At 32.1% G+C, this 19,532-nt stretch carries 21 protein-coding genes; 12 read left to right on the top strand and 9 right to left on the bottom strand.

Annotated features, from left to right (window positions below):
- The first annotated feature begins 294 nt into the window (after positions 1–294).
- The 3 genes from LAV82_RS26685 to LAV82_RS26675 all read left to right on the top strand — a co-directional run bounded on the left by LAV82_RS26685 (position 295) and on the right by LAV82_RS26675 (position 1,071).
- Positions 295–618 carry a YbjQ family protein gene (locus tag LAV82_RS26685; RefSeq protein ID WP_057245205.1) on the top strand — a complete coding sequence of 108 codons (324 nt, stop codon included), beginning with the start codon at positions 295–297 and terminating at the stop codon, positions 616–618.
- Positions 618–848 carry a hypothetical protein gene (locus LAV82_RS26680; protein ID WP_499717313.1) on the top strand — a complete coding sequence of 77 codons (231 nt, stop codon included), beginning with the start codon at positions 618–620 and terminating at the stop codon, positions 846–848. Before LAV82_RS26685 ends, LAV82_RS26680 begins: the two co-directional genes overlap by 1 nt.
- A 67-nt stretch (positions 849–915) precedes the next feature.
- Positions 916–1,071, top strand: coding sequence for a hypothetical protein (locus LAV82_RS26675; protein ID WP_164795353.1), 156 nt, complete (start codon positions 916–918; stop codon positions 1,069–1,071).
- Between the two features lie 200 nt (positions 1,072–1,271).
- Here the strand turns inward: LAV82_RS26675 and sigH are convergent, their stop codons facing one another.
- On the bottom strand, positions 1,272–1,919 hold the full coding sequence (gene sigH / locus LAV82_RS26670) for an RNA polymerase sporulation sigma factor SigH (protein WP_499717312.1): 648 nt from the start codon (positions 1,917–1,919) through the stop codon (positions 1,272–1,274).
- Positions 1,920–3,655: 1,736 nt separating this feature from the next.
- Between sigH and LAV82_RS26665 the strand changes: the two genes are divergently transcribed.
- Positions 3,656–4,129, top strand: coding sequence for a hypothetical protein (locus tag LAV82_RS26665; RefSeq protein ID WP_057245202.1), 474 nt, complete (start codon positions 3,656–3,658; stop codon positions 4,127–4,129).
- 433 nt (positions 4,130–4,562) lie between these two features.
- Here the strand turns inward: LAV82_RS26665 and LAV82_RS26660 are convergent, their stop codons facing one another.
- Positions 4,563–4,733: an aspartyl-phosphate phosphatase Spo0E family protein gene (locus LAV82_RS26660; protein ID WP_164795350.1), complete on the bottom strand. Its 171-nt coding sequence runs from the start codon at positions 4,731–4,733 to the stop codon at positions 4,563–4,565.
- 171 nt (positions 4,734–4,904) lie between these two features.
- Positions 4,905–5,090 carry a hypothetical protein gene (locus LAV82_RS26655; RefSeq protein WP_211079221.1) on the bottom strand — a complete coding sequence of 62 codons (186 nt, stop codon included), beginning with the start codon at positions 5,088–5,090 and terminating at the stop codon, positions 4,905–4,907.
- 245 nt (positions 5,091–5,335) lie between these two features.
- Between LAV82_RS26655 and LAV82_RS26650 the strand changes: the two genes are divergently transcribed.
- Positions 5,336–5,518: a hypothetical protein gene (locus LAV82_RS26650; RefSeq protein ID WP_211079222.1), complete on the top strand. Its 183-nt coding sequence runs from the start codon at positions 5,336–5,338 to the stop codon at positions 5,516–5,518.
- A 464-nt stretch (positions 5,519–5,982) separates the two neighbouring features.
- Positions 5,983–6,276 (top strand): hypothetical protein, encoded by a 294-nt coding sequence (locus tag LAV82_RS26645; protein WP_141524708.1) that lies wholly within the window; start codon positions 5,983–5,985, stop codon positions 6,274–6,276.
- Positions 6,277–6,760: 484 nt separating this feature from the next.
- Here LAV82_RS26645 and LAV82_RS26640 read toward each other — a convergent pair whose 3' ends face one another.
- Together LAV82_RS26640 and LAV82_RS26635 are read right to left on the bottom strand one after the other, a co-directional pair.
- Positions 6,761–7,405, bottom strand: a complete 645-nt coding sequence (locus LAV82_RS26640; protein WP_499717311.1) for a DUF7010 family protein — start codon at positions 7,403–7,405, stop codon at positions 6,761–6,763.
- Positions 7,406–7,742: 337 nt separating this feature from the next.
- Entirely contained in the window at positions 7,743–8,207 is a 465-nt protein-coding gene (locus LAV82_RS26635; protein ID WP_499717310.1) for a GNAT family N-acetyltransferase, read from the bottom strand.
- A gap of 277 nt (positions 8,208–8,484) precedes the next feature.
- Here LAV82_RS26635 and LAV82_RS26630 point away from each other — a divergent pair, with 277 nt between their 5' ends.
- Entirely contained in the window at positions 8,485–9,489 is a 1,005-nt protein-coding gene (locus LAV82_RS26630; RefSeq protein WP_211079225.1) for a DUF3231 family protein, read from the top strand.
- 65 nt (positions 9,490–9,554) lie between these two features.
- Complete coding sequence (locus tag LAV82_RS26625; protein WP_211079226.1) at positions 9,555–10,022, top strand: hypothetical protein; 468 nt, start codon at positions 9,555–9,557, stop codon at positions 10,020–10,022.
- A gap of 160 nt (positions 10,023–10,182) precedes the next feature.
- On the opposite strand, the gene LAV82_RS26620 is transcribed toward LAV82_RS26625, so the two are convergent.
- The gene (locus LAV82_RS26620) at positions 10,183–10,557 is read right to left on the bottom strand and encodes a DUF5412 family protein (RefSeq protein ID WP_499717309.1); all 375 of its coding nucleotides are present in this window, start codon (positions 10,555–10,557) and stop codon (positions 10,183–10,185) included.
- Between the two features lie 407 nt (positions 10,558–10,964).
- Positions 10,965–11,174, bottom strand: a complete 210-nt coding sequence (locus tag LAV82_RS26615; RefSeq protein ID WP_074898582.1) for a cold-shock protein — start codon at positions 11,172–11,174, stop codon at positions 10,965–10,967.
- 546 nt (positions 11,175–11,720) lie between these two features.
- Between LAV82_RS26615 and LAV82_RS26610 the strand changes: the two genes are divergently transcribed.
- Both LAV82_RS26610 and LAV82_RS26605 read left to right on the top strand, forming a co-directional pair.
- A complete protein-coding gene (locus LAV82_RS26610; RefSeq protein WP_499717308.1) occupies positions 11,721–12,806 on the top strand; it encodes a cytochrome P450 family protein in 1,086 nt (361 codons plus the stop codon).
- Between the two features lie 176 nt (positions 12,807–12,982).
- Positions 12,983–13,798: a MerR family transcriptional regulator gene (locus LAV82_RS26605; protein WP_499717307.1), complete on the top strand. Its 816-nt coding sequence runs from the start codon at positions 12,983–12,985 to the stop codon at positions 13,796–13,798.
- 674 nt (positions 13,799–14,472) lie between these two features.
- Here LAV82_RS26605 and murI read toward each other — a convergent pair.
- Together murI and LAV82_RS26595 are read right to left on the bottom strand one after the other, a co-directional pair.
- A complete protein-coding gene (gene murI, locus LAV82_RS26600; protein WP_211079232.1) occupies positions 14,473–15,264 on the bottom strand; it encodes a glutamate racemase in 792 nt (263 codons plus the stop codon).
- 131 nt (positions 15,265–15,395) lie between these two features.
- On the bottom strand, positions 15,396–16,481 hold the full coding sequence (locus tag LAV82_RS26595; RefSeq protein WP_074898578.1) for an NAD(P)H-dependent flavin oxidoreductase: 1,086 nt from the start codon (positions 16,479–16,481) through the stop codon (positions 15,396–15,398).
- 221 nt (positions 16,482–16,702) lie between these two features.
- Here LAV82_RS26595 and LAV82_RS26590 point away from each other — a divergent pair, with 221 nt between their 5' ends.
- Together LAV82_RS26590 and LAV82_RS26585 are read left to right on the top strand one after the other, a co-directional pair.
- A complete protein-coding gene (locus LAV82_RS26590) occupies positions 16,703–17,581 on the top strand; it encodes a LysR family transcriptional regulator (protein WP_211079234.1) in 879 nt (292 codons plus the stop codon).
- Between the two features lie 398 nt (positions 17,582–17,979).
- Entirely contained in the window at positions 17,980–19,173 is a 1,194-nt protein-coding gene (locus tag LAV82_RS26585; protein ID WP_499717306.1) for a YbfB/YjiJ family MFS transporter, read from the top strand.
- Positions 19,174–19,532 lie beyond the last annotated feature (359 nt).

Genomic DNA, 19,532 nt, shown 5'->3' with positions numbered 1-19,532 from the left:
GTTGGATTTTTGCATAAATATATTTTAACACAAAAAAATTAGGTTAGTAAATGTTTCAGTTAGTGAATAGTTATAGTTTAAAAGCAGAATAAAAATAAATAATTTAGACCTTGTGTAAGAAGGCTAATTTTATGCAAAGAGATGGAACTTAGACATATTATAAATAATGTAAATAAACAATATATAAAGACCTGTACAATAGAGAAAGATTGAAAAAAACACACAAAGAAACATTGATTCAGGATTGCTATACAACTCTTTCGTAAATATCATAAATAAAAGGGGAAATGGCTGATGATTATTGTCACAACAGAAAATGTACCAAACTATAAAACAGTAGAAGTAAAGGGGCCTGTATTTGGATTAACTGTACGAGCGAGAGGGATTGGGAATGATATTCTTGCTGGGTTAAAGGGACTCATTGGTGGCGAAATTAGTCAATATACAGAAATGCTTGAGGACGCAAGGAAGCATGCGTTAGACCGTATGGTGAAAAACGCCCAAGTGATGGGTGCCAATGCAATAATTATGATGCGCTTTGATTCTAGCGAAATTGGAAACAACATGAGTGAAATTGTGGCATACGGAACTGCAGTGATTGTAGAAGAGATAAAATAATGGTGAATATAATCATTATTTATTATGTAGTGATGAGTCTTGGTATCTTAATTTTAGCCCTACTATCATGGCTTATTTGGGATAAACGCTTTCGAAACCGACATGGGCAGGATATACCGAATGGGTTTATCCGCACGGATGAAGTTATGGTTGATCCAACGACAAACAAAAAATTGCGCGTATACTACAATTATCATACCGGAGAACAGTTTTATAAGGCAGAAAAATGAACTCTATTTCTACTTTACATAATGCTGTTTATTTTTGGGAAAAATAAACTCGAAAGGAGTGTACTAAATGAAAAAACAAAAAAACTCAACTGATAAACCAACAATTGCAGAAGGAATGAATACTGAAGATGAATTGCAAAAAGGTGCAACTTCGGAGGAAATTTCTAAAGGAGAATATACTAACGTAACGACTCTCTCGTTAGACGAAAATGATCCAAGCTAAATTAACTTAGAACAAATTTTTATTACACCGTTTATTTGAAACGGGGTTTTTATTGATTATTTTTCTCTAGTAATTGTCACTCTATCCAGCATTAAACTAGTTACCCCAATGTAATTTATCGGCAACTATATGCTCAAAAGCCCTTTTATCAAGGGCTTTTTGTATACTGTAAACTTAAGTCCTTTATGAAGGCAGAAAGATTACATAGCTTTTTCTACCTTCAGGTACCATCCTGCTTTTCTTTTTATTCGTTGGATAGTATTATCAATAGACTTTTCGGACATACTTAATACTTTGGAAATTTCTATATATGAATATTCATTTATAAATAAAGCCCATACTCTTTGTTCTAATTTACTAAGTAATTCGGCTATTTTTTGTTTCTTTTCTTTGAATTCTTCTTGATTGATAAGTAATAATTCTGGATTTGTTGTATTTTTTTCGGCTATCATATCCAGAAGCATATAAGCTGATTCTTGATTAGATAAAGGCTTGTATAGGGAAACATAGGCATTTAGAGGTTCATGTTTTTGACGAGTAGCTGCTTTAACCGCGGTGAATATCTGTCTCTTAATACAGAGCTCGGCAAATGTTTTAAAAGAGGACATTTTATTCCCTTTAAAATTACGAATGGCCTTATATAGACCAATCATTCCTTCTTGAACAAGATCTTCCTTATCGGCCCCTTTTAAAAAATAGGTTGATGCCTTCGCTTGAATATTCCCCCGATATTTTTTAATTAAAAAGTTTAATGCCTCTTCGTTCCCATAATGAATTAGGTTGAGTAAATCTTCATCTTTATATCTATCGTAATTCTCGATCAATTTAGTTCCGATATTTGTACTCACTCATATCCCTCCGCCAATCTTAGGTGAATTTTAAAAGTATTCTTGGAATAGCAAGCTTAATTCTTTTAAGCTTATCTTAGTCAGTAAAAAAGATTTTTTATAAGACAAAAAACGCCTAGTATAGCCTGGCGCTTCTCTATATACTTTTGATTTTTGGTTATTATTTCTCCATCCCTCTAAAGTATAAGAAACTGAAAATAAAAATGTTGTCGAACCTTGTTAATGCTTTCAAAAAATCTAATCTTTTGTACTTTACAATGATGTATAAGATAAATAAAAATCCTTCTTTAATTTAAGGGAGGGATTTTTAATTTATTAATTGTTTTTAACTTTAAATAATATTTTTTAAGTTATAAATGAAATAGGCGAAGCTATAACTAAGGTTAAAACTGTAAGGTTTATGTAGTGAGGTTTATTGAAAAATAAGTGTCAGTATGTGTCGAACGGGTAATATAAAAGAAGTAACATCAGGAGGGGAGGACATGCTAGATAACTATGAACGTTCCCTATTTCATAGGGAGATTAAAGTTTTAATTGCAGATTATAATAAGTGTAGAGATTTAGCCACTAAGAATGAATTATATCATCAGATAGTACTTCTAAAAAAAGTACTTAAATATAAACGGAATAAGGTCTCAAGATGATATAGGCCACCTATTTATTGAGGAAAACGATTTATCTCTCGAATTGAATTGTTTTCCTCTTTTTTAGACAAATAGACTTTTAGTCTTTCAAACGAAATAAGGAAGTAATAAAGATGAAATAAAATATATCATCCCTAACATGCCTATTCTAGATAATATTTAAATGCTTTCTAGTTTACATAAAGAATAATAAGGGAATTAATAACATGTAAGTTTTAATAGAGGGAACATTTTAATTTAGTAACTTATTTATTGAATAATATAGTATCTCATCGCTATGTGGAGAAATTTTCTCAAAGTTTCTCCTAACTGAGGGGAAAACCCTTAAATAAGAAAAGGCGGACTCAGCTTTTTTCTTTAGAGGGATAGAGCCAACTAAATCTTTTATTAAGAAGATGACCTTTAATGGAAATATTGTAGATGTTAATTATCAGTGGAATTATTGGATGACTCGCTGGTTTAATGATAAGAAATGATGTTCCCAGAAGTATTATTGGTCATCTTATTGCAGACTTTATTGACGTTTGGTTAGGTGAGCTTATCTTTGGAGAGTGGGGATCTGTTTTGAGTGGGTTTCCCATCGTTGTCGAAATTATCGGACTAATTATTTAGTTAAAAGAATAATCATGGTCATTATGCATGTGAAAGAGATAAAATTTAAATTAGAGGGATTAATAATATTAGTCTAATGTGATCTAATTTTATTAAAGAGAATCTATTCAAACTTAACTTGGTCATTCTCTATTTGCTCACTACAATTGATAAATATGTTGAAAATGAGATAAGAGCTTAATGATAAAATAATTGCTTTGCAATAAAAGAACAGAAAAATACAAAAAACTAAATTAGAGTATTTTATAAGCGACCTCATAATTCTAATTTCAATTAATGAGGTCGCTTATTATTGGTGTAAATCCTTAAAAATCATGGGTCAATATATTTTCTTATAATCAATATCAATGATTAATGAATCCATGATAATGATGTTTATATACATTATTGATATTAGTAAATAGTGAAAAATGATGTTCCCTTTTTCTAGTTTGTTATAATGAAAGTATATATGGTACGGGGAGGGCAGAGAATTTAAATATGATACTTATTAAAAACAGTGAAGAAGTAATAAGAGAAGCAAAATATCAACTTCACATGACCATGGATGATTATCAAACCAACATTATCTCTATTTTTGATAAACAACGTATTCTAATGAATCAACGAATTAGATTAATGATTCTTCTATCTGATATAAAAGAGCAGGCTGTATTAATTGGAAAACACTCTGCAGCCAAGGGCAGATCAGAATATGGAGGACAGGATCAATTAATTACAGAAGTTATAGATGGAGTTCCTTTTCAGTACAGTAAAGAAACAGTGAGCAATTTGGAGAATAACATACAAATTAGTAAAAGAGAAATCGAAGATATAGCAAAAGAGTGCGGATTAGATACTGAAAAAACAATTAACCTCAAAGCTCTTTTACTTAATTTAAAGGTATCTAGTTACATAAATGGACATTATGAAATGTATGTAAAAGATAACACTTTATCTGGCAAAAGATCTTAAAACGTTCGAATAAAAGGAATAAAGTTTTAATTATAAGTAAAACCAATCAAGGTGGCGTGAGGCATTCGTACTCAAACATAAGATATATGTTAATTTTTAAAAATATAGCATTTTAAGGTAAAATTACCCCTTTTTTTTAGTACACTTTAACAAGATATTCTGATAATACTCAAAATTGAGAGGATGATCTATTAACGGATTAATTTGTTAAACGATCAGAAAGCAACCTCATTCACTTCAATGCCCGTGAATGAGGTTGCTTTCTTTTTTGATGTAGATATTTTTTCTACATATGTAACCCACATGAAATAGTGCTGTTATAAAGATATGTTACTATCGACTTGTCGTTAATATTGCATAGTTTTAATCCCAGAGAAGCAACCTCGCTTGCCAATGCCTAGGTTGCCTTTTAATTTATATAGGATAACAAGGTTTATTTATCTACCTTATACAATTCATTTAACAAATAATCCATCAACTTACTCATTTTAATTGTATTATTGCTATTAAATCCTTCTTTTAGCCCTGTAACAATCATTCTTTCTCTCATAATCTCTATTTCTGTAATTAAAATCTGCTTGGTAACTCCTTTGTATGCATTCAATCATCATCACCCATTACTATTCCTGTTAATTTTTCCATTAATATAACATTAAATGTATTTATTTCGTGTATCAACGACTAATATATTCCAATTTATATGAGGTATTTGTTTCATAAAAAAAAGCAACCTTGACTCTAGTAACTAGCAGTAGAGTTAGGTTGCTTTCTTATATTATTTAGAGCTTTCTCTCTGACGTAAACCCTTTTGTAATTCAATTGTATATCTTAATCTTGTTTGTCTTTTATAAAGTTCATCAGATAGATCTTTAAACTCATCTTCCGTAATAATTCCTTTAATTAATTTATTAAAGAGATCATTAAGCCGTTGAGTTAAAGCTTCAAGTTCTTTTTCTTTCAACGAAGTTCATCCTTTACAATAAAATAGGGTAACCATATAGGAATAATCAATTTATTTTACATGATTTATTTAAATATGTCATAGTGGTAAATTATGAACCGTAGTCCAATTATTGGACATTAAAATCTAATGATTGATGAACTTTTTTATTATACTTATATGGTATTTATGGATAAATATGTTTTTACAGGACTTTTCATTTGCTATGTCGAACCTAACAAAAACGTGGGAAAGGAGCTGTTAATATGGATCAAAAACAAAAAAAGAGGTTAGCAATTACTAGAGAACTAATGGAGAATGCTAAGAAACGAATTGATTTATCTTATGAGTTAGAGCAGGACTTAGAAAATTTGGGATTACAGAGAAGAATGAAGCAATTAGATTTAGAAAATAAATTGCTAAAGAAACAAAACAATGAACTAGCTTAATTTACGACATAGTATTCATCCAGAGATGGTTTTTCTATATTTCGATACTTTTACACCTTCATCTGTTCAAAAATCTTTAATTAATACCCAAAAACGGTTAGAGGAATCAGAAAAAACTATAAACAAAGTTAGTAAAATACTAAGAATGAGAAAACACTAATTCTTTGTTTTTCTTTACATGAATTCTTTTTATCTTGAGCAAACTACTCAAGATGTTTCCGAGCATCGACTCATACAACTAAATTCTGCAACAGAAAAACCTATCTCCTTTAACTGGGAAGAGATAGGTTTTTCTGGTTTAAGATGACTAAGATATACAGCCTTAGTTAATATGATAGAACTTTCCGGCACACATGAAAAAGGAAAACCTTTGGCGTAGAAGGATTTTACCTTTATAAGTCCAAGTAAGATAGTAATAGTGACTTATAAAACAATTGAAGGATGCCGAAATGGAGGAGAGTAAGTTGCCTAACAGAGAGTATCCATACTATTTTATAAAGTTAGGTAGATTATTTTACGTATATCATTCGTATAAGGACGTAAAAGAGAAAGAAGTATCCAGTTACGAATTTACTAATGATGAATCGGTAGCATTTCCCATTGATGAAGAGTCTGCTAAACAATTGGCAGATGAATGTGGAGGTCAAATTGTAATGAAGAATGCTACGTTTAATGATTATATTAGCCAGGGAGAAAGGTGGAGTCATTTTATAGATAGCAAAAAGAGGAACATATGGAGAATCTATATCATTAATTAAATAATAAAATCTTTTAACTACTATTTATTTTGAAGAACAAGTTCACATTTTTCGTCAGATAGAGTAAATAATAAAATTCATATTTTTTATAAGCTAATTTACTGTTTACTTAAATAACGAGGATATAATATGGAACAATTTAACTCTTTACTTTAAAGCGTTAAATTGTTAATGTATTATTAGACAATCTTTTTTTAGTGTTATTCCTTAGCCCAAAGCACAAACCATATATAGTGGTCTGTGCTTTTTTTGTTTTTATAGATAGTATAAAATCTACTTACCATGATAAGTGTTATCGGCAATAACTTGTTAAAAAGCCCTTTTTCTATCCTTTGGTCATTTAGGTTTCATTATATTTACTTTGAAGCTAATCATCAAAAGCTTCCTAAGGTTTTTCTTACATACTTTGTTGTTTCTGTCGTTCCTTTTGTCATGCCCTTTCTTATCTAATATTTAGTGTGTATTATCGGTAGTAAAAAGTACATTATAATCGAGTAGATACTTTATTATTTTTAGCTCCATTCCGGGCCATACTAAGCAGCCTAAATCCTCTGAGGCAAACTATTAATCCGGATCCCCATAATATTAGAGCTGAGCCAAAACCTACAGATACCCACCATGCCATAACTTGATGATCGCTTATTATTATTTTCACAGGAAAAGTTAATATGACAATAGTTGCAAGTAAGCAAAGAAGTGTCCCAGTAATATAATAAATTGGAACTTGAAACAGGGATGCTAGAGGGAAAAAATGAGCGCCGACAATAAAGGCCATAATAGGAACAAACAAATTTAGGTGATTAGTAGATACGCAAATATAAGCAGCAATAGCAATAAAAAGACCTTCTAAACTGAAAATAATACCGAACCATCTATTCTTTTTTTTCCAACGATCCCCATCCTTTTTAATTACTTCATTAGTTAATTGACGAGAATTTTTTATTAATACAATTGCACCGATAAATAATATGACTCCAATCAATAAAGATAGGGTGATAAGTACAGGAAATTCCCACCCTTGCATTCCTCTAATTCCAATTCCTGCCCAAAGAGTTCCAAAAAAAGCCATGAAGATAACTCCAGAAGCTGTACCACGCACAGCAGCTCTGGGAATAGTAGTTTGGGACATATATTATAACCTCCTTTTTTATTTCAATCTAAATTGTCCTATGTTTATAATTTATAAACCAATTGTATAACTTATTCTATTGAAACTATCTATGATGAATAAAAATTTGTTTATTGAGCAACCTACTCAAGACGCTCTGTAACGTCAGCTAAACATTGATTACCATTCATGAAACAGAAAAAACAACTGATTGGACCCAGTTGTTTTTTCTGTTTTTAAGATGTATAAGATATACAAAGTTAGTTATCATAATACCTCTTATCGGTATTTATATGTATAAAAGCCTGTAGAATTATTATTCTACAGACTTTGTCGCTCATAATATTAAGAAAGGTCCTTAGGATAACTTATTATAGATATCCTTCTGTTTAATCTCCATGAACAAGTTTTTATCTTTTACAGCTTGAAAGTCATATTGTTTATATAATCCCTGAGCATCTTTTGTTGCTAACAAAACCCTTCGTACCTCTCTAATACTTCGACAATTAATCATAGTTTGAACAAGTAATTTGCCAAGACCTAACCCTCTAAATTCATTAAGTATAAATACATCAGCAAGGTAAGCGAAAGTTGATGAATCTGTAATAATTCTTCCGAATCCAACTTGTTTCGATTTTTCCTTTTCAGGATCTCCCGCAAACACACCAAAACAGATTGAATGTTGAATTGATTTTCCTACTAAACGTAAAGGTATTCCTTTAGACCAGTAAGCTTCATCATGAAGGTAATTATAAATTAGCTCTACATCTAAATAGTTTTTGTTACTTGAAATTGTAAAATCATTTTTAACATAGGTACTCATATACAATCCTCCTCACTGGAAAATTGTATCATTTTTCAGAAAATTAATTAGGTTATTTGTTAAATTTAAGTTGTTGATTTTAAATATGTATAACCTATATAACTTAACATAATGTTTTTTATTAAAAATGAAATAGATTTTTTGCTTACAATAGGACCTGTTATAGAAAACCAAAAGTTATCGAAACCATCTCATGCAATACCAGTAACAGAAAAATTCATGGAATAATTACTAAACATTTGAAACATAATTAAATTAAAAATGGAGGTATTATGTGATGAAAGATAAAAACCCTATAAGTGCATCAGAAGTAGGTACTCTTTGGCTTACATATCAAGAAAAAACCATGATCTTAAGAATAATAGAATATTTCATAGAAAAATCAGATGATCAACAAGCTAAAAATATAATGGGAGGCTTATGGCAGGAACTAAGTTATTATATAACAAAAATAAAGAAGATTTTTCAAGAACAAGGTATAGCTATTCCCGTTGGATTTAGCCAGGAAGATGTAAATTTAGAAGCACCTAAGTTATATGATAATGGATTTGATATTATGTTTGTACGTATTTTAAAAGAAATTAGTATGGGTATGTACACACTTAATATGAATATGGCCTATCAAGATAATGTGATGGAAATTTATGAAGCGCTCACTTCTACCACTCAAAAAATTTATAAATCATCTACTCTTTATTTACTGGAAAAAGGAATTCTTACTCTTCCGCCAAAAGTAACAATGCCTAAATCCTCAGAGTTTATTGAAAATAAAAGCTATTTAAATGGATTCAATCCCTTTAATGACAAAAGGGCTTTGAATGATCTTGAGCTAGGTTATCTTCATCACGGAATAGAGACAAATAATATTGGCATGCAGTTAATTACTGGTTTTGCCCAATGTGCAGAAGACAAAGAAGTAAAGCAGTATTTTGTAAAAGGAAAAGAACTTGCTAAGAAACAAATAAAAGTATTTGGAGATATACTTCTTGAAAGTGATGTTCAGTTTTCCGCGACTTCTGGGAGTACTGTGACAACTTCTAAAGTAGCTCCATTTTCACAAAAACTCATGATGTTTTGCATTTACCTCCTGAATGGTTTTGGAATTGTAGGAAGTAGTTTCGGGACAATTTTCAGTTTAAGAAAGGATGTATCCATGAAAACAGCATTAATTGCAAAGGATATCTACTTCTATGCTGATGAAGGAGTGAAAATTATGATTAAAAATGGCTGGCTAGAGGAACCACCTCAAATGGAGGATCGACCAAATTTAATAAAAGAATAAGCAGAGCAAAAGTAAAGTATAGATTAACTACTCTCTAAAAAATAAGACATAGAAGTGAATTCAAAATGACTAAAGAAAAACTAGAAAGTATTCTTTGGAGCATAGCATTGCCAGGTTTCCCTCAAATATTGAATAAAAAACTGACAAAAGGAATTCTATTTATAGGATTAGAATTATTAATTAATGTTCAATCCAATTTTAATACAGCCATCATGTTAAGCTTTCAAGGAGAAACTGAAAAAGCAATTGAGCAAACCAATTATCAATGGTTAATGTTTTATCCATGTCTTTACTTTTTTGCAATGTGGGACGCCTATAAAGATGCAGACGGCAAAAATTCCCCTCTTATGTTTCTACCATTTGTATTTTCTGCCTATTTCGTTACAGTTGGAGTGATTTATTCTTCTACCTTTAAAATTAATAATGTATTATTGGGACCGATATGGTTCCCTATCCTTTGTCTACCAATTGGTTTACTAATTGGCATCGTTATAAAAAAGATAATTCTTTATAAAATAAAAAGCTCCAATTAATTTTTTGGTTCGTGAAAAGAACTACTTCATTGAAAATAGTGAGTTCTTTTCTATTTTTTGATGTATATGATCTTCAAATTTAGTTAACATAATGTAAATTATAGGTAGTTAAACAATAAAAAGCTCTTTCATAAGAGCTTTTGTTGTTTAAGAGTAGAATTTAATTATCTACATCATTAGCATCAAACGTATCTTTTGTAACGTTTAATATATGACCACTAATGTTAACTGTTTTGTTATTTACCCATTTAACTTTAGCTGTTTCCTGAGGGTAATTCCAATAGATGTTTTTCCTTTTATTAAAAACTTTATTTGTATACGTCACTTCTCCTCTAATTGCAAAAGGTGTAGTCGCTCCACCACTCGAACGATAAATCTTTACTATGTAATCACCGTTAGGAGATTTACTTTGAGAAATATATTCTCCCTTTGGAGCAAATCGTAGATAGCTAGGCGCAAAAAGAAACCACCAAACAAACCCTATAACTAGAAGAAAGCTTAATGCAGCCAAACACACTATATATCGTTTTTTCAATTTCTAACCTCTATTCAGATGGACTCAATTATAATTTTGTTCCTATCTGATTATATATCAGAATTGAGTTAAAAGATCATAAATATCATATACAAAATCAGTTTACATAATACCTCTTAAAGGAACCAAACAAGCAAAAGAACCCTTGGGGAAGTATACTTAATTAGAAAAATGTAGTCTTTATAAAAAAATATGTTATTATTTATTTACTAATATTTCTACCTCATGACAAATATTAGCTGTAAAAAGGAACCTCGCTTGCCAATTGTCGAGGTTCCTTTTTATTTTTCCTACAAACTATAATAGTATGCGACCTATTTTAGACTAATGGTCAAGATAACTTTATAAAGCCAAATAAGGAAACAGAATAACCTGTTGCCTTTTAAATAATAGATAATCTTAGGAAATTAGTGTAGGACCCGTACACGTACTGCTTCTAGACCCCTTTGACCTGTTTCTAGGTCAAAAGAAACCTTTTGACCTTCTCTCAGATCTGCATAACCATTCCCTTCAATAGAGCGATAAGAAACAAAAATCTCAGTTTCATCTTCTGTTGTAATAAAACCATATCCCCTATTAAAGTTGTACCACTTAATTGTTCCATTTTGTCTTCCCATATAATCTTCCCCCTAAATTATCAGTCTTTTTATATTGTATAATATTTGTATTATATCGAGGAATTTAATGGGGAAAATTGAATTGTATCTTTATTATTAAGTCTGGTTTTTCTGATCTATAAAATTAACGTAAATTCATTTTCCTTAATACACCTACCGTAAAAACATATGTTTACGGACTATGAATTTAAATAATAAGAAACTTTCACTAAAAAATGAATCCTTTCCAATTTTGTACAGCAAGCTCAAAATTTAACCTAACGGAACCTTCCATAAAAAACAAGATTGACTCTCCTCTTAGGGTAGACATTAAAATTAAGTTAGAAATTGAGAGAAGGGGTGTTTGGATATAGGTTATATTATTTCGTGAGGTTGGAAAAGTGTTTACCCGGAAATAAAGCAGCTTATTAGTACGAGGGAGTTTAGAAAGGGAGGGCAATACTTATGGATATAAAATCACTTGATTTATTTTCACAACAGTTCCACCAAAACCCTTATGATTATTATAAGAAAATTCGTCCACACCAACCTTTTGCAAAAGTGAAGATGCTTAACGAAGGACACAGTACATGGATGGCTTTTACGTATAAGGCAGCAGAAGCCGTATTAAAAGATAATAGGTTTATAAAAGATATGCGGACCGTTTTTCCTGATGAAATGACAGATGAGAATTTACCTCCAATCGCTCAAAGTATGCTCTTTGTTGACCCGCCAGATCATCATCGTTTACGCAGCCTAGTACAAAGTGGTTTTACACCCAAAAGGATTGAGAAGTTAAGGGGACGTATTGAAGAAATTGCAAGAGAACAAGCTAAGATTATGAGTAACAAGGGAACAGTTGATTTTATCAACGCTTATGCGTTTCCGATTCCAATTAGAGTCATTTGTGAATTACTTGGTATTCCTTCTGAAGATCAGCTTGATTTCCAGCGCTGGTCCAACGCATTAGTGGATATAAATGATGATTCTGAGTATGACAAAGTCAATCTGGAATTTATGGCTTATTTGGAGAAATTGACAGAACAAAAGCGTGTTTCTCCTGGAGAAGATTTAATGTCTTATCTAATTCAAGTTGAGGAAGGGGGAGAACGGCTGACCGTAAGTGAATTGTATGGAGTTATCATGCTTCTTATCGTGGCAGGACATGAAACGACCGTTAATCTCATTGCTAACGGTTTACTGGCTCTACTTACACATCCAGAGCAACTTGCGTTGCTAAAAGCAGATCCTTCCCTTGTGGCTCAGGCTATTGAGGAATTGCTACGTTTTAATGGGCCAGTAGAGTTCAGTACAGACCGTTGGGCGAAAGAATCCTTTACGTTTATGGGTCAGCAGGTTGGGAAGGGGGATCACGTTATTGTTTCACTTGCCTCTGCTGATCATGATCCGTCGGTGTTTGTAAAACCTAGTAATCTTGATATTACAAGAGAGAAAAGTCCGCATCTTGCATTTGGTAAAGGTCTTCACTACTGTCTAGGTGCCCCACTAGCCCGACTTGAAGGGGAAATTGCCATTCGGGTTTTGCTCGAGGAATACCCAGATATTACTCTTGCAGCTGAACTGTCTGAACTAGAATGGCGGCAAAGTCTTATAATTCGTGGTTTAAAACAGTTACCTGTTAAGCTCTTTTAAGGAGATATATTAGGATTGACCCAGTTGAAGGTATTTATCAACTGGGTTGTGTCAGATTATCACAATATAAAATTCACTGAACACCTACCTGTATCTTTTAATTGGAGAATTTCCTATTTAAAACCTGTCAATATCATAATTACTATGACAAATTAAGATTTTATACGAGGGGCAATATGAAAAAAAGGTCTAAACTATATTCTATAGGTGAAACTTCCAAGCTTAAGAATTTATCCATTAAAGCGTTAAGATATTATCATAAAGAAAAAATCCTTATGCCTGCATATATTAATGAGAGTACTGGCTATAGATATTATTCTGCTGAACAATTTATCCATATTGATATTATTAAGGCTGGACGTCAATTGAATGTAAGTATTGAAGAAATGCGAAAGATTTTTTCTTCTGCAAATACTGAAGAATTGCTATATTTCTTAGAGCAAAAGAAGAAAGATATTGATTCACAAATAAATCAATTAAACTCTGTTAAAAATAAAATCGATATTCTCAGGAAAAGAATCGATGATTCATTCAATATAATGAATGATGAAGATTTTAAAGTAACACATTTTCAAGAACGTTACTTGATGACTACACCTTCTACTGAAGGAACAGAGTCATCGGATTTACTAGATTATTCGACTTTAGATTGTTTAATGGAGAATTATAAAATAAAAAGTATTTATGAAAGTGGAACTCTATATTATATTGATGAAACAGGTCATCCAACACCAACATTTGTTTTTGAATTAATAAATAAAGAGGATTATCTTAAAAATAAAGATTTGTTCTCTATACTTCCAACAGGAAATTACTTAACTTTGTCCTACACAAGTAAAAATCGAAATGAGAAAATGGTTCAATTAAAGAACTTTATACTTGAAAATAAATTACATGTAATTCACTGTTTAGAATTATATCTATTTACCGATATTTTTGATGTAAATGCGTTTTCCTGTCAACTTCAGGTTTATATAAAAGAATACAATTAGGGGTGGCCTTGTAGTTTTAACAAACATATCATTTCTGAAGAATAGACGGCCTTTTGGTCGTCTATTTTTTAAAGTTGTTCTTAATAATAACAAAAAGATCCTTTTTTTGTAGAAAAATTGCTAAGTATTGAAAGTATTTTATGTGCTTTTGGCTGTAGTGGGAGCCATTCTAGCAATCGTTTCTTACTTTCAGCATTCACTTTATTTGAAGTCATTTGGCCTTGTTTTGTTAGGGTCATCGCTCGTTTTTAATAGTTACACTACCTATTTAGAGTGGAAAGGAAGGGGACCCTTTCTTTACATGGCCATAGGTCTGATAGTGATTGTCATAGCTATAGGTGGTTTTACTAATGCATGGTAACTATATTTGTTAATGAAGAAAAATCTATATAGTTAATATTATAGCTTGAACATTTTAGCTTCTAGCATCTAAGAACAACCAAACTCTCCTCATTTCTAATAAAGTTGTCGTTCTAGGATTAATTTCAATTAACATAAAATGGATTACATGTTAACCTAATAACCAAAGTAGAGTTGTTAAATTATAAAAAAACGATGTTTTATACTTATTTGAGCTTTATTAAGATAAAAAATAACCAAAAATAAAGAGAAATCTAAACTAAAAAAAAGCTCTTAAGAATGAGAGCTTTTTTTAGTTTAGATATGGAAACACTTTAGTTATTTTCAGTTTTACCTAATGTATTTTGAAGAATTCCTAGTGCATTCTTCATCTTTGTTATATAGTTCTTATCCTGATTAGAACATTGAAACGAAATATCATTGGTTCCATCATTACTTAATAAATTCTTTTCTTCTAGGAGACTAGACAGTCTTTCTACAGTTCCTTTACTGCCATCAATAAGTTGAATATGAGAGGGGAGCAAATCTTTTAATATAGGCTTGTAATAAGGGAAATGCGTACAACCTAAAACAACTGTACCATATTGGTTTAAATCAAATCTTTCTAGCTTTGACTTAAAATACGTACTTAATTCATCCCAACTAAAGTTTAAGTCTTCACAGAATTCAACTAATTCTGGAAGAGGCATTGGGTCAACAATTAAATCTTTATCAATTCTGGTAATTAGCTTTCTATATTTTAATTCTTTTAATGTTAAGTCTGTAGCAAAAACAAGCACTCGTTTATCCATTGAACTACTTAATTCAATAGCAGGCTTTGCAGCAGGCTCCATTCCGATGATTGGAATATCGTAAGTAGACCTTAATTCGTTAATAGAGATGCTAGTAGCTGTATTACAGGCAATAACAAGTGCTTTAACCTCTTGTTTCAGAATATCTTCTACGGCGGTTTGGACATGTCTATTTACTTCTTCTTTTGTCTTGGTTCCATATGGGACATTGCGTGTATCAGCATAATATAAAAAATCTTCTTTTGGAAAATGTTTTATCGCTTCATTTAATACCGATATTCCTCCAATGCCAGAGTCAAAAAAACCAATTCTCATGTTGTTCACCTTACAATTCAAATATTTTTTTACATCAATTATTATACCTTTAGAGTAAATGATTAAATAGGAAAAGCCCAATTCTATAGATTCAAACAGTAATTACTATGGAAAGAGGCTTATTTATTAATTTAACTATAATTGAGTGTTTTTAGAATATTTTCTGCTTGCTGCATAGTAGCTTTCACTAGATCAGCTGCTGTTCGATCTCTTTCTAATAGCCTTGTACTTTGGCCACACCATAAAGACATATACTCTTTATCACCTAACTTAGCTGCAGCTTTCCGAATATCTCCCGTAATGGTGTTTTGTGTAGGAAAACATAACGGTTGAATCTTAGAAGTTTCGAACTCCTTAATAAAAGTATTTGCTATTCCTCGTGCGGGACGACCTGAAAAATGTTTAGTGAGAACCGTGCTTTCTTCATTACTTTCGTAAAGGGCCTCTTTATAACAAGGATGTGCTCCAGATTCTTCTGTTGCTAAAAAGGCCGTTCCCATTTGTACACCACTCGCACCCAAAGCTAAAGCCGCGATTAATCCTCGTCCATCCATAATTCCACCCGTGGCAATGACAGGAACATCAATTTGATCCACTATTTGAGGTACAAGTGAAAAGAGCCCGATATTAGCTCCATAAGGATGCTCATTTACATCAAATGTTCCCCGATGACCACCTGCTTCACTTCCTTGCGCTATAATCACATCTGTACCCTGTTCTTGTGCAGTTAGAGCTTCTTTGACTGTTGTAACCATTGTCATAACTTTTTGGTCATTTTCCTTTGCTATTTTCATCGCATAAGGGGGAAGAACACCAAAAGCTGTGCTTACTATAGGTACTTGTTCTTCTACCAATACCTTAAATTGTTCTTTAAATAAATTTTTAGTCTTAACTTCTTGTTCAACACGCTTAATAGATAAAACACCCCGCATCGTGTCCAATACTTGCTGAACCTCTTCTAACCCACCCGTATTATCTGCCATTTCAGTAGCAAAAAGATTAACAGCAAAGGGCCTTTTGGTATATTTCCGAATCTCTCTTACAGCTTGTCGGATATCCTCTGGATGCATGTAAGCAGCGCCTAATGTTCCAAGCCCACCTGCTTCACATACGTTTACAATGAGATCTACTGTTGTAATTTTGTCTCCCGCCATACCAGCCTGTATAATGGGTACCTTAATACCTAAAATTTCACAAACACGATTATCCAAGTTCATTTTTCTCCCCCAGGTTATGAAGTAGACTACACGAGTTGTATTTAGATTTAAATAAGTGATGTGATCTGGTAGTTAATTCATTTGTATTAAGAGCACATGTGAGCTTCATAAAAGATGCTCCATATTTATCATATACGTTTTTCTCCATATGGTATAATTCAAAATAAAGATATTTGCCATCACTTTAACAGATAACAAAGAGAAATTAGGTGTGAAGAAACATGGATATTCAATCCTTGCGCATTTTTAAGGCAGTTGCTGAGTACGGAAGTATCTCAAAGGCTGCGAAAGAGCTAAATTATGCACAGTCTAATATTACGACTCGAATGCAACAGTTAGAAAATAGCCTACAAACGGTCTTGTTCTATCGACATAATAAAGGAGTTACACTAACAGCAAAAGGAGAAGTATTAGTAACTTATGCTAATAAAATTTTTCGTCTTTTAGATGAAACAAAAGAAGTAATGAAGGACCAAAAAGAGCCTCAAGGTCCATTAGGCATCGGATCAATGGAGACAACTGCTGCAGTTCATTTGCCGAGGTTTCTTTCTAGGTACCATTCTGCTTATCCGCAAGTAGATTTAAACTTAAAAACAGGGCCTACTAGTCAGCATATTGAAGCAGTGTTAAATTATGAATTAGACGGTGCATTTGTATCTGGACCTCTATCTCATCCTGATCTTATTGCAAAAAAAGTTTTCACTGAAGAATTGGTGTTGGTAGGAAATTCGTTACTTTCTCAATCTTTAAAATCTCATAAAGTTGATAATCTGACACTTTTAGTCTTACACAAAGGTTGTTTTTATCGTGAGAAATTAAAGCATTGGTTACATGAAGAAGGTGTGATACCTTCTAAAGTTATGGAATTTGGTTCCTTGGATGCCCTTATGGGGTGCATAGCAGCTGGACTGGGAGTTACTTTACTGCCATTGTCTATTGTGCAAAGATACAGCTATCTAGAGGAGGTTACTCATTATCCTATTCCTGAAAAATTTTCACTAGTCGATACGCTTTTTATTTATCGTACTGATGCCACTTTCTCTACGCCTCTTATTAAATTTATAGAGATGTTTCAAGAAGAGAGGATCAGTCCTCTATAATATCTCAGAAAGGGAGAATGGATTTGCATCCTCGTTATATGGATAAAGAGTTCCACACAACTAGAACTTGGATTCATAGTCAGAAAGTGTGTACCTATTATATGGAATAAACCCCATCAGAGTAATTGAAGTTATCATATTTTATTCAATAAAAAGTCCTTTGCTCTTATTAAGCAAAGGGCTTTTACATATGTGTAAATATGGTAGTGAAGAAAGCTCTATAGATTTAGAAAGTCATGAACGCGCTAGCAGATTCAATGAGAAGCCTAAGAGAAAATCCAAACTTCCATGAATTTCTATATCTATTTTAAAGATATCTGTTATCTATTTTAAGTATTTTATTATATATCCAAATAGAGATATGCTGAAATAGTAACGTTTTTAAAGGAGATGAGAACTTGATTAAAATTTTAGTAGGTGGAATATTATCGTTAGTTGTTGCAATGGGTATTGCACGGTTTTCCTATACGCCAATTCTACCTCTTATGCAAAGTGACCTGTCATTTTCAAATAAAGTTGCCGGGTATCTTGCTACAAGCAACTATGCTGGATATCTAGTTGGGGCAGTTTTAGTAGGTATCCTTCCTTTAAAGCAGCGTAGAAAAGCATTTTTGAGATTAAGTCTAATTCTTAGTGTAGTTACCACGGCAGGTATGGGGTTATTTCAAATGTATTCAGCGTGGTATGTTTTTCGCTTCGTATCTGGTTTTTCCAGTGCATTTGTACTTGTTTTAGCTTCAAGTATTGTATTAGATAAACTGGCTGAAAAAGGGAAAACAAATTGGTCTGGGCTTTTCTATGGAGGAGTTGGAGTCGGAATTTTTCTTACTGGAATCATTATTCCTATTTTAAATCATTATTTTAAATGGGCAGGAGCATGGGTTGGACTCTCTATTCTAAGTATTGTTTTTACTTTCCTAGTATGGGTTTGGTTAAAGGATGAGACCTCTAATTCTACTCAAAATAAGAAGAAGGAAATACCTGCTCATGGACCTCCAACAACTTGGATTCCTTGGTTGGTTATAGCCTATGGTCTAGAGGGTCTCGGGTATATTGTAACTGGTACCTTTATTATATCTATTGCGGGACAAATACCAAATTTTAATGGAGATGCAACCTTTATATGGATGATTGTCGGTTTAGCTGCGATTCCATCTTGTATTATCTGGTCTTCACTTGCCAAAAAAATGGGGTTTGTGAAATGCTTAGTTGTTGCCTTGCTATTACAAGCATTTGGCATTGTAGTCCCGGTATTATTAATGACTAAAACGGGGTTAATTGTCAGTGCAATATTGTTTGGAGCAACATTTATGGGAATTACAACGCTTGCTACAACATTAGCAAGCCGAATTAATCCAAAGAATAGTAGCCGTATCATCGGTTACCTCACAGCTATTTATGCTGCTGGTCAAATGATAGGACCCTTGCTTGCAGGGTACCTTGCATCTGCTAGTCATAATTACAACTCTGCTTTAATTGGGGCTGCAATTGTAGTATTAATAGGTGCTCTCTTTTTATTATCTGGGATTCGCTTTGATAATAAGCCGGTTAAAGTTGTAATTACAGAAAATATACAGAATGAAGAAAATTAACATTTATGTGTCTAATAAGGATTGAAAGCATGTCGTTGAGAAAGAAAAAGAACAATTTAAATCATTGCTTTGTTTATACATCTTTATTTGTATAATTTCAGTAACTACAGGTTGAATAAATAAAAGCTATTATATCAGTTTTTAAAGAAAAAACCTTGATATGATAGCTTTTTAAACAAGGAAACATGAAGCAATTGAATATTTATATTGCCTCCTCACTTAAGTGGATATCTCTTTTAGAGATACCCCCCATCTCAGTATTGAATTATACATGCTAGGAAAATCTATTATAAGGTGTAGGTACTGATTAAAAATCTATGGGGAAAGCAGTCAGTAACTTTAGCAGAAATAAAGTCTTC

Origin of the sequence: Bacillus sp. ILBB4 (genome assembly GCF_035064545.1) — a bacterium.
In the GTDB taxonomy this organism is placed as follows: domain Bacteria; phylum Bacillota; class Bacilli; order Bacillales; family Bacillaceae_H; genus Priestia.
Note: the sequence above shows the minus strand (reverse complement) of the source record. Positions and strands in the feature narration are given on the sequence as shown.

What these genes read in the sequence shown, in the direction of transcription:
- LAV82_RS26680 (WP_499717313.1), top strand. Translation starts at nt 618, where the DNA reads ATGGTGAATATAATCATTATTTATTATGTAGTGATGAGTCTTGGTATC.
- LAV82_RS26635 (WP_499717310.1), bottom strand. Translation starts at nt 8,207, where the DNA reads ATGAGTACCTATGTTAAAAATGATTTTACAATTTCAAGTAACAAAAAC.
- LAV82_RS26675 (WP_164795353.1), top strand. Translation starts at nt 916, where the DNA reads ATGAAAAAACAAAAAAACTCAACTGATAAACCAACAATTGCAGAAGGA.
- LAV82_RS26650 (WP_211079222.1), top strand. Translation starts at nt 5,336, where the DNA reads ATGGATCAAAAACAAAAAAAGAGGTTAGCAATTACTAGAGAACTAATG.
- LAV82_RS26605 (WP_499717307.1), top strand. Translation starts at nt 12,983, where the DNA reads ATGAAAAAAAGGTCTAAACTATATTCTATAGGTGAAACTTCCAAGCTT.
- LAV82_RS26590 (WP_211079234.1), top strand. Translation starts at nt 16,703, where the DNA reads ATGGATATTCAATCCTTGCGCATTTTTAAGGCAGTTGCTGAGTACGGA.
- LAV82_RS26595 (WP_074898578.1), bottom strand. Translation starts at nt 16,481, where the DNA reads ATGAACTTGGATAATCGTGTTTGTGAAATTTTAGGTATTAAGGTACCC.
- LAV82_RS26685 (WP_057245205.1), top strand. Translation starts at nt 295, where the DNA reads ATGATTATTGTCACAACAGAAAATGTACCAAACTATAAAACAGTAGAA.
- LAV82_RS26615 (WP_074898582.1), bottom strand. Translation starts at nt 11,174, where the DNA reads ATGGGAAGACAAAATGGAACAATTAAGTGGTACAACTTTAATAGGGGA.
- murI (WP_211079232.1), bottom strand. Translation starts at nt 15,264, where the DNA reads ATGAGAATTGGTTTTTTTGACTCTGGCATTGGAGGAATATCGGTATTA.
- LAV82_RS26640 (WP_499717311.1), bottom strand. Translation starts at nt 7,405, where the DNA reads ATGTCCCAAACTACTATTCCCAGAGCTGCTGTGCGTGGTACAGCTTCT.
- LAV82_RS26610 (WP_499717308.1), top strand. Translation starts at nt 11,721, where the DNA reads ATGCTTAACGAAGGACACAGTACATGGATGGCTTTTACGTATAAGGCA.
- LAV82_RS26665 (WP_057245202.1), top strand. Translation starts at nt 3,656, where the DNA reads ATGATACTTATTAAAAACAGTGAAGAAGTAATAAGAGAAGCAAAATAT.
- LAV82_RS26625 (WP_211079226.1), top strand. Translation starts at nt 9,555, where the DNA reads ATGACTAAAGAAAAACTAGAAAGTATTCTTTGGAGCATAGCATTGCCA.
- LAV82_RS26630 (WP_211079225.1), top strand. Translation starts at nt 8,485, where the DNA reads ATGAAAGATAAAAACCCTATAAGTGCATCAGAAGTAGGTACTCTTTGG.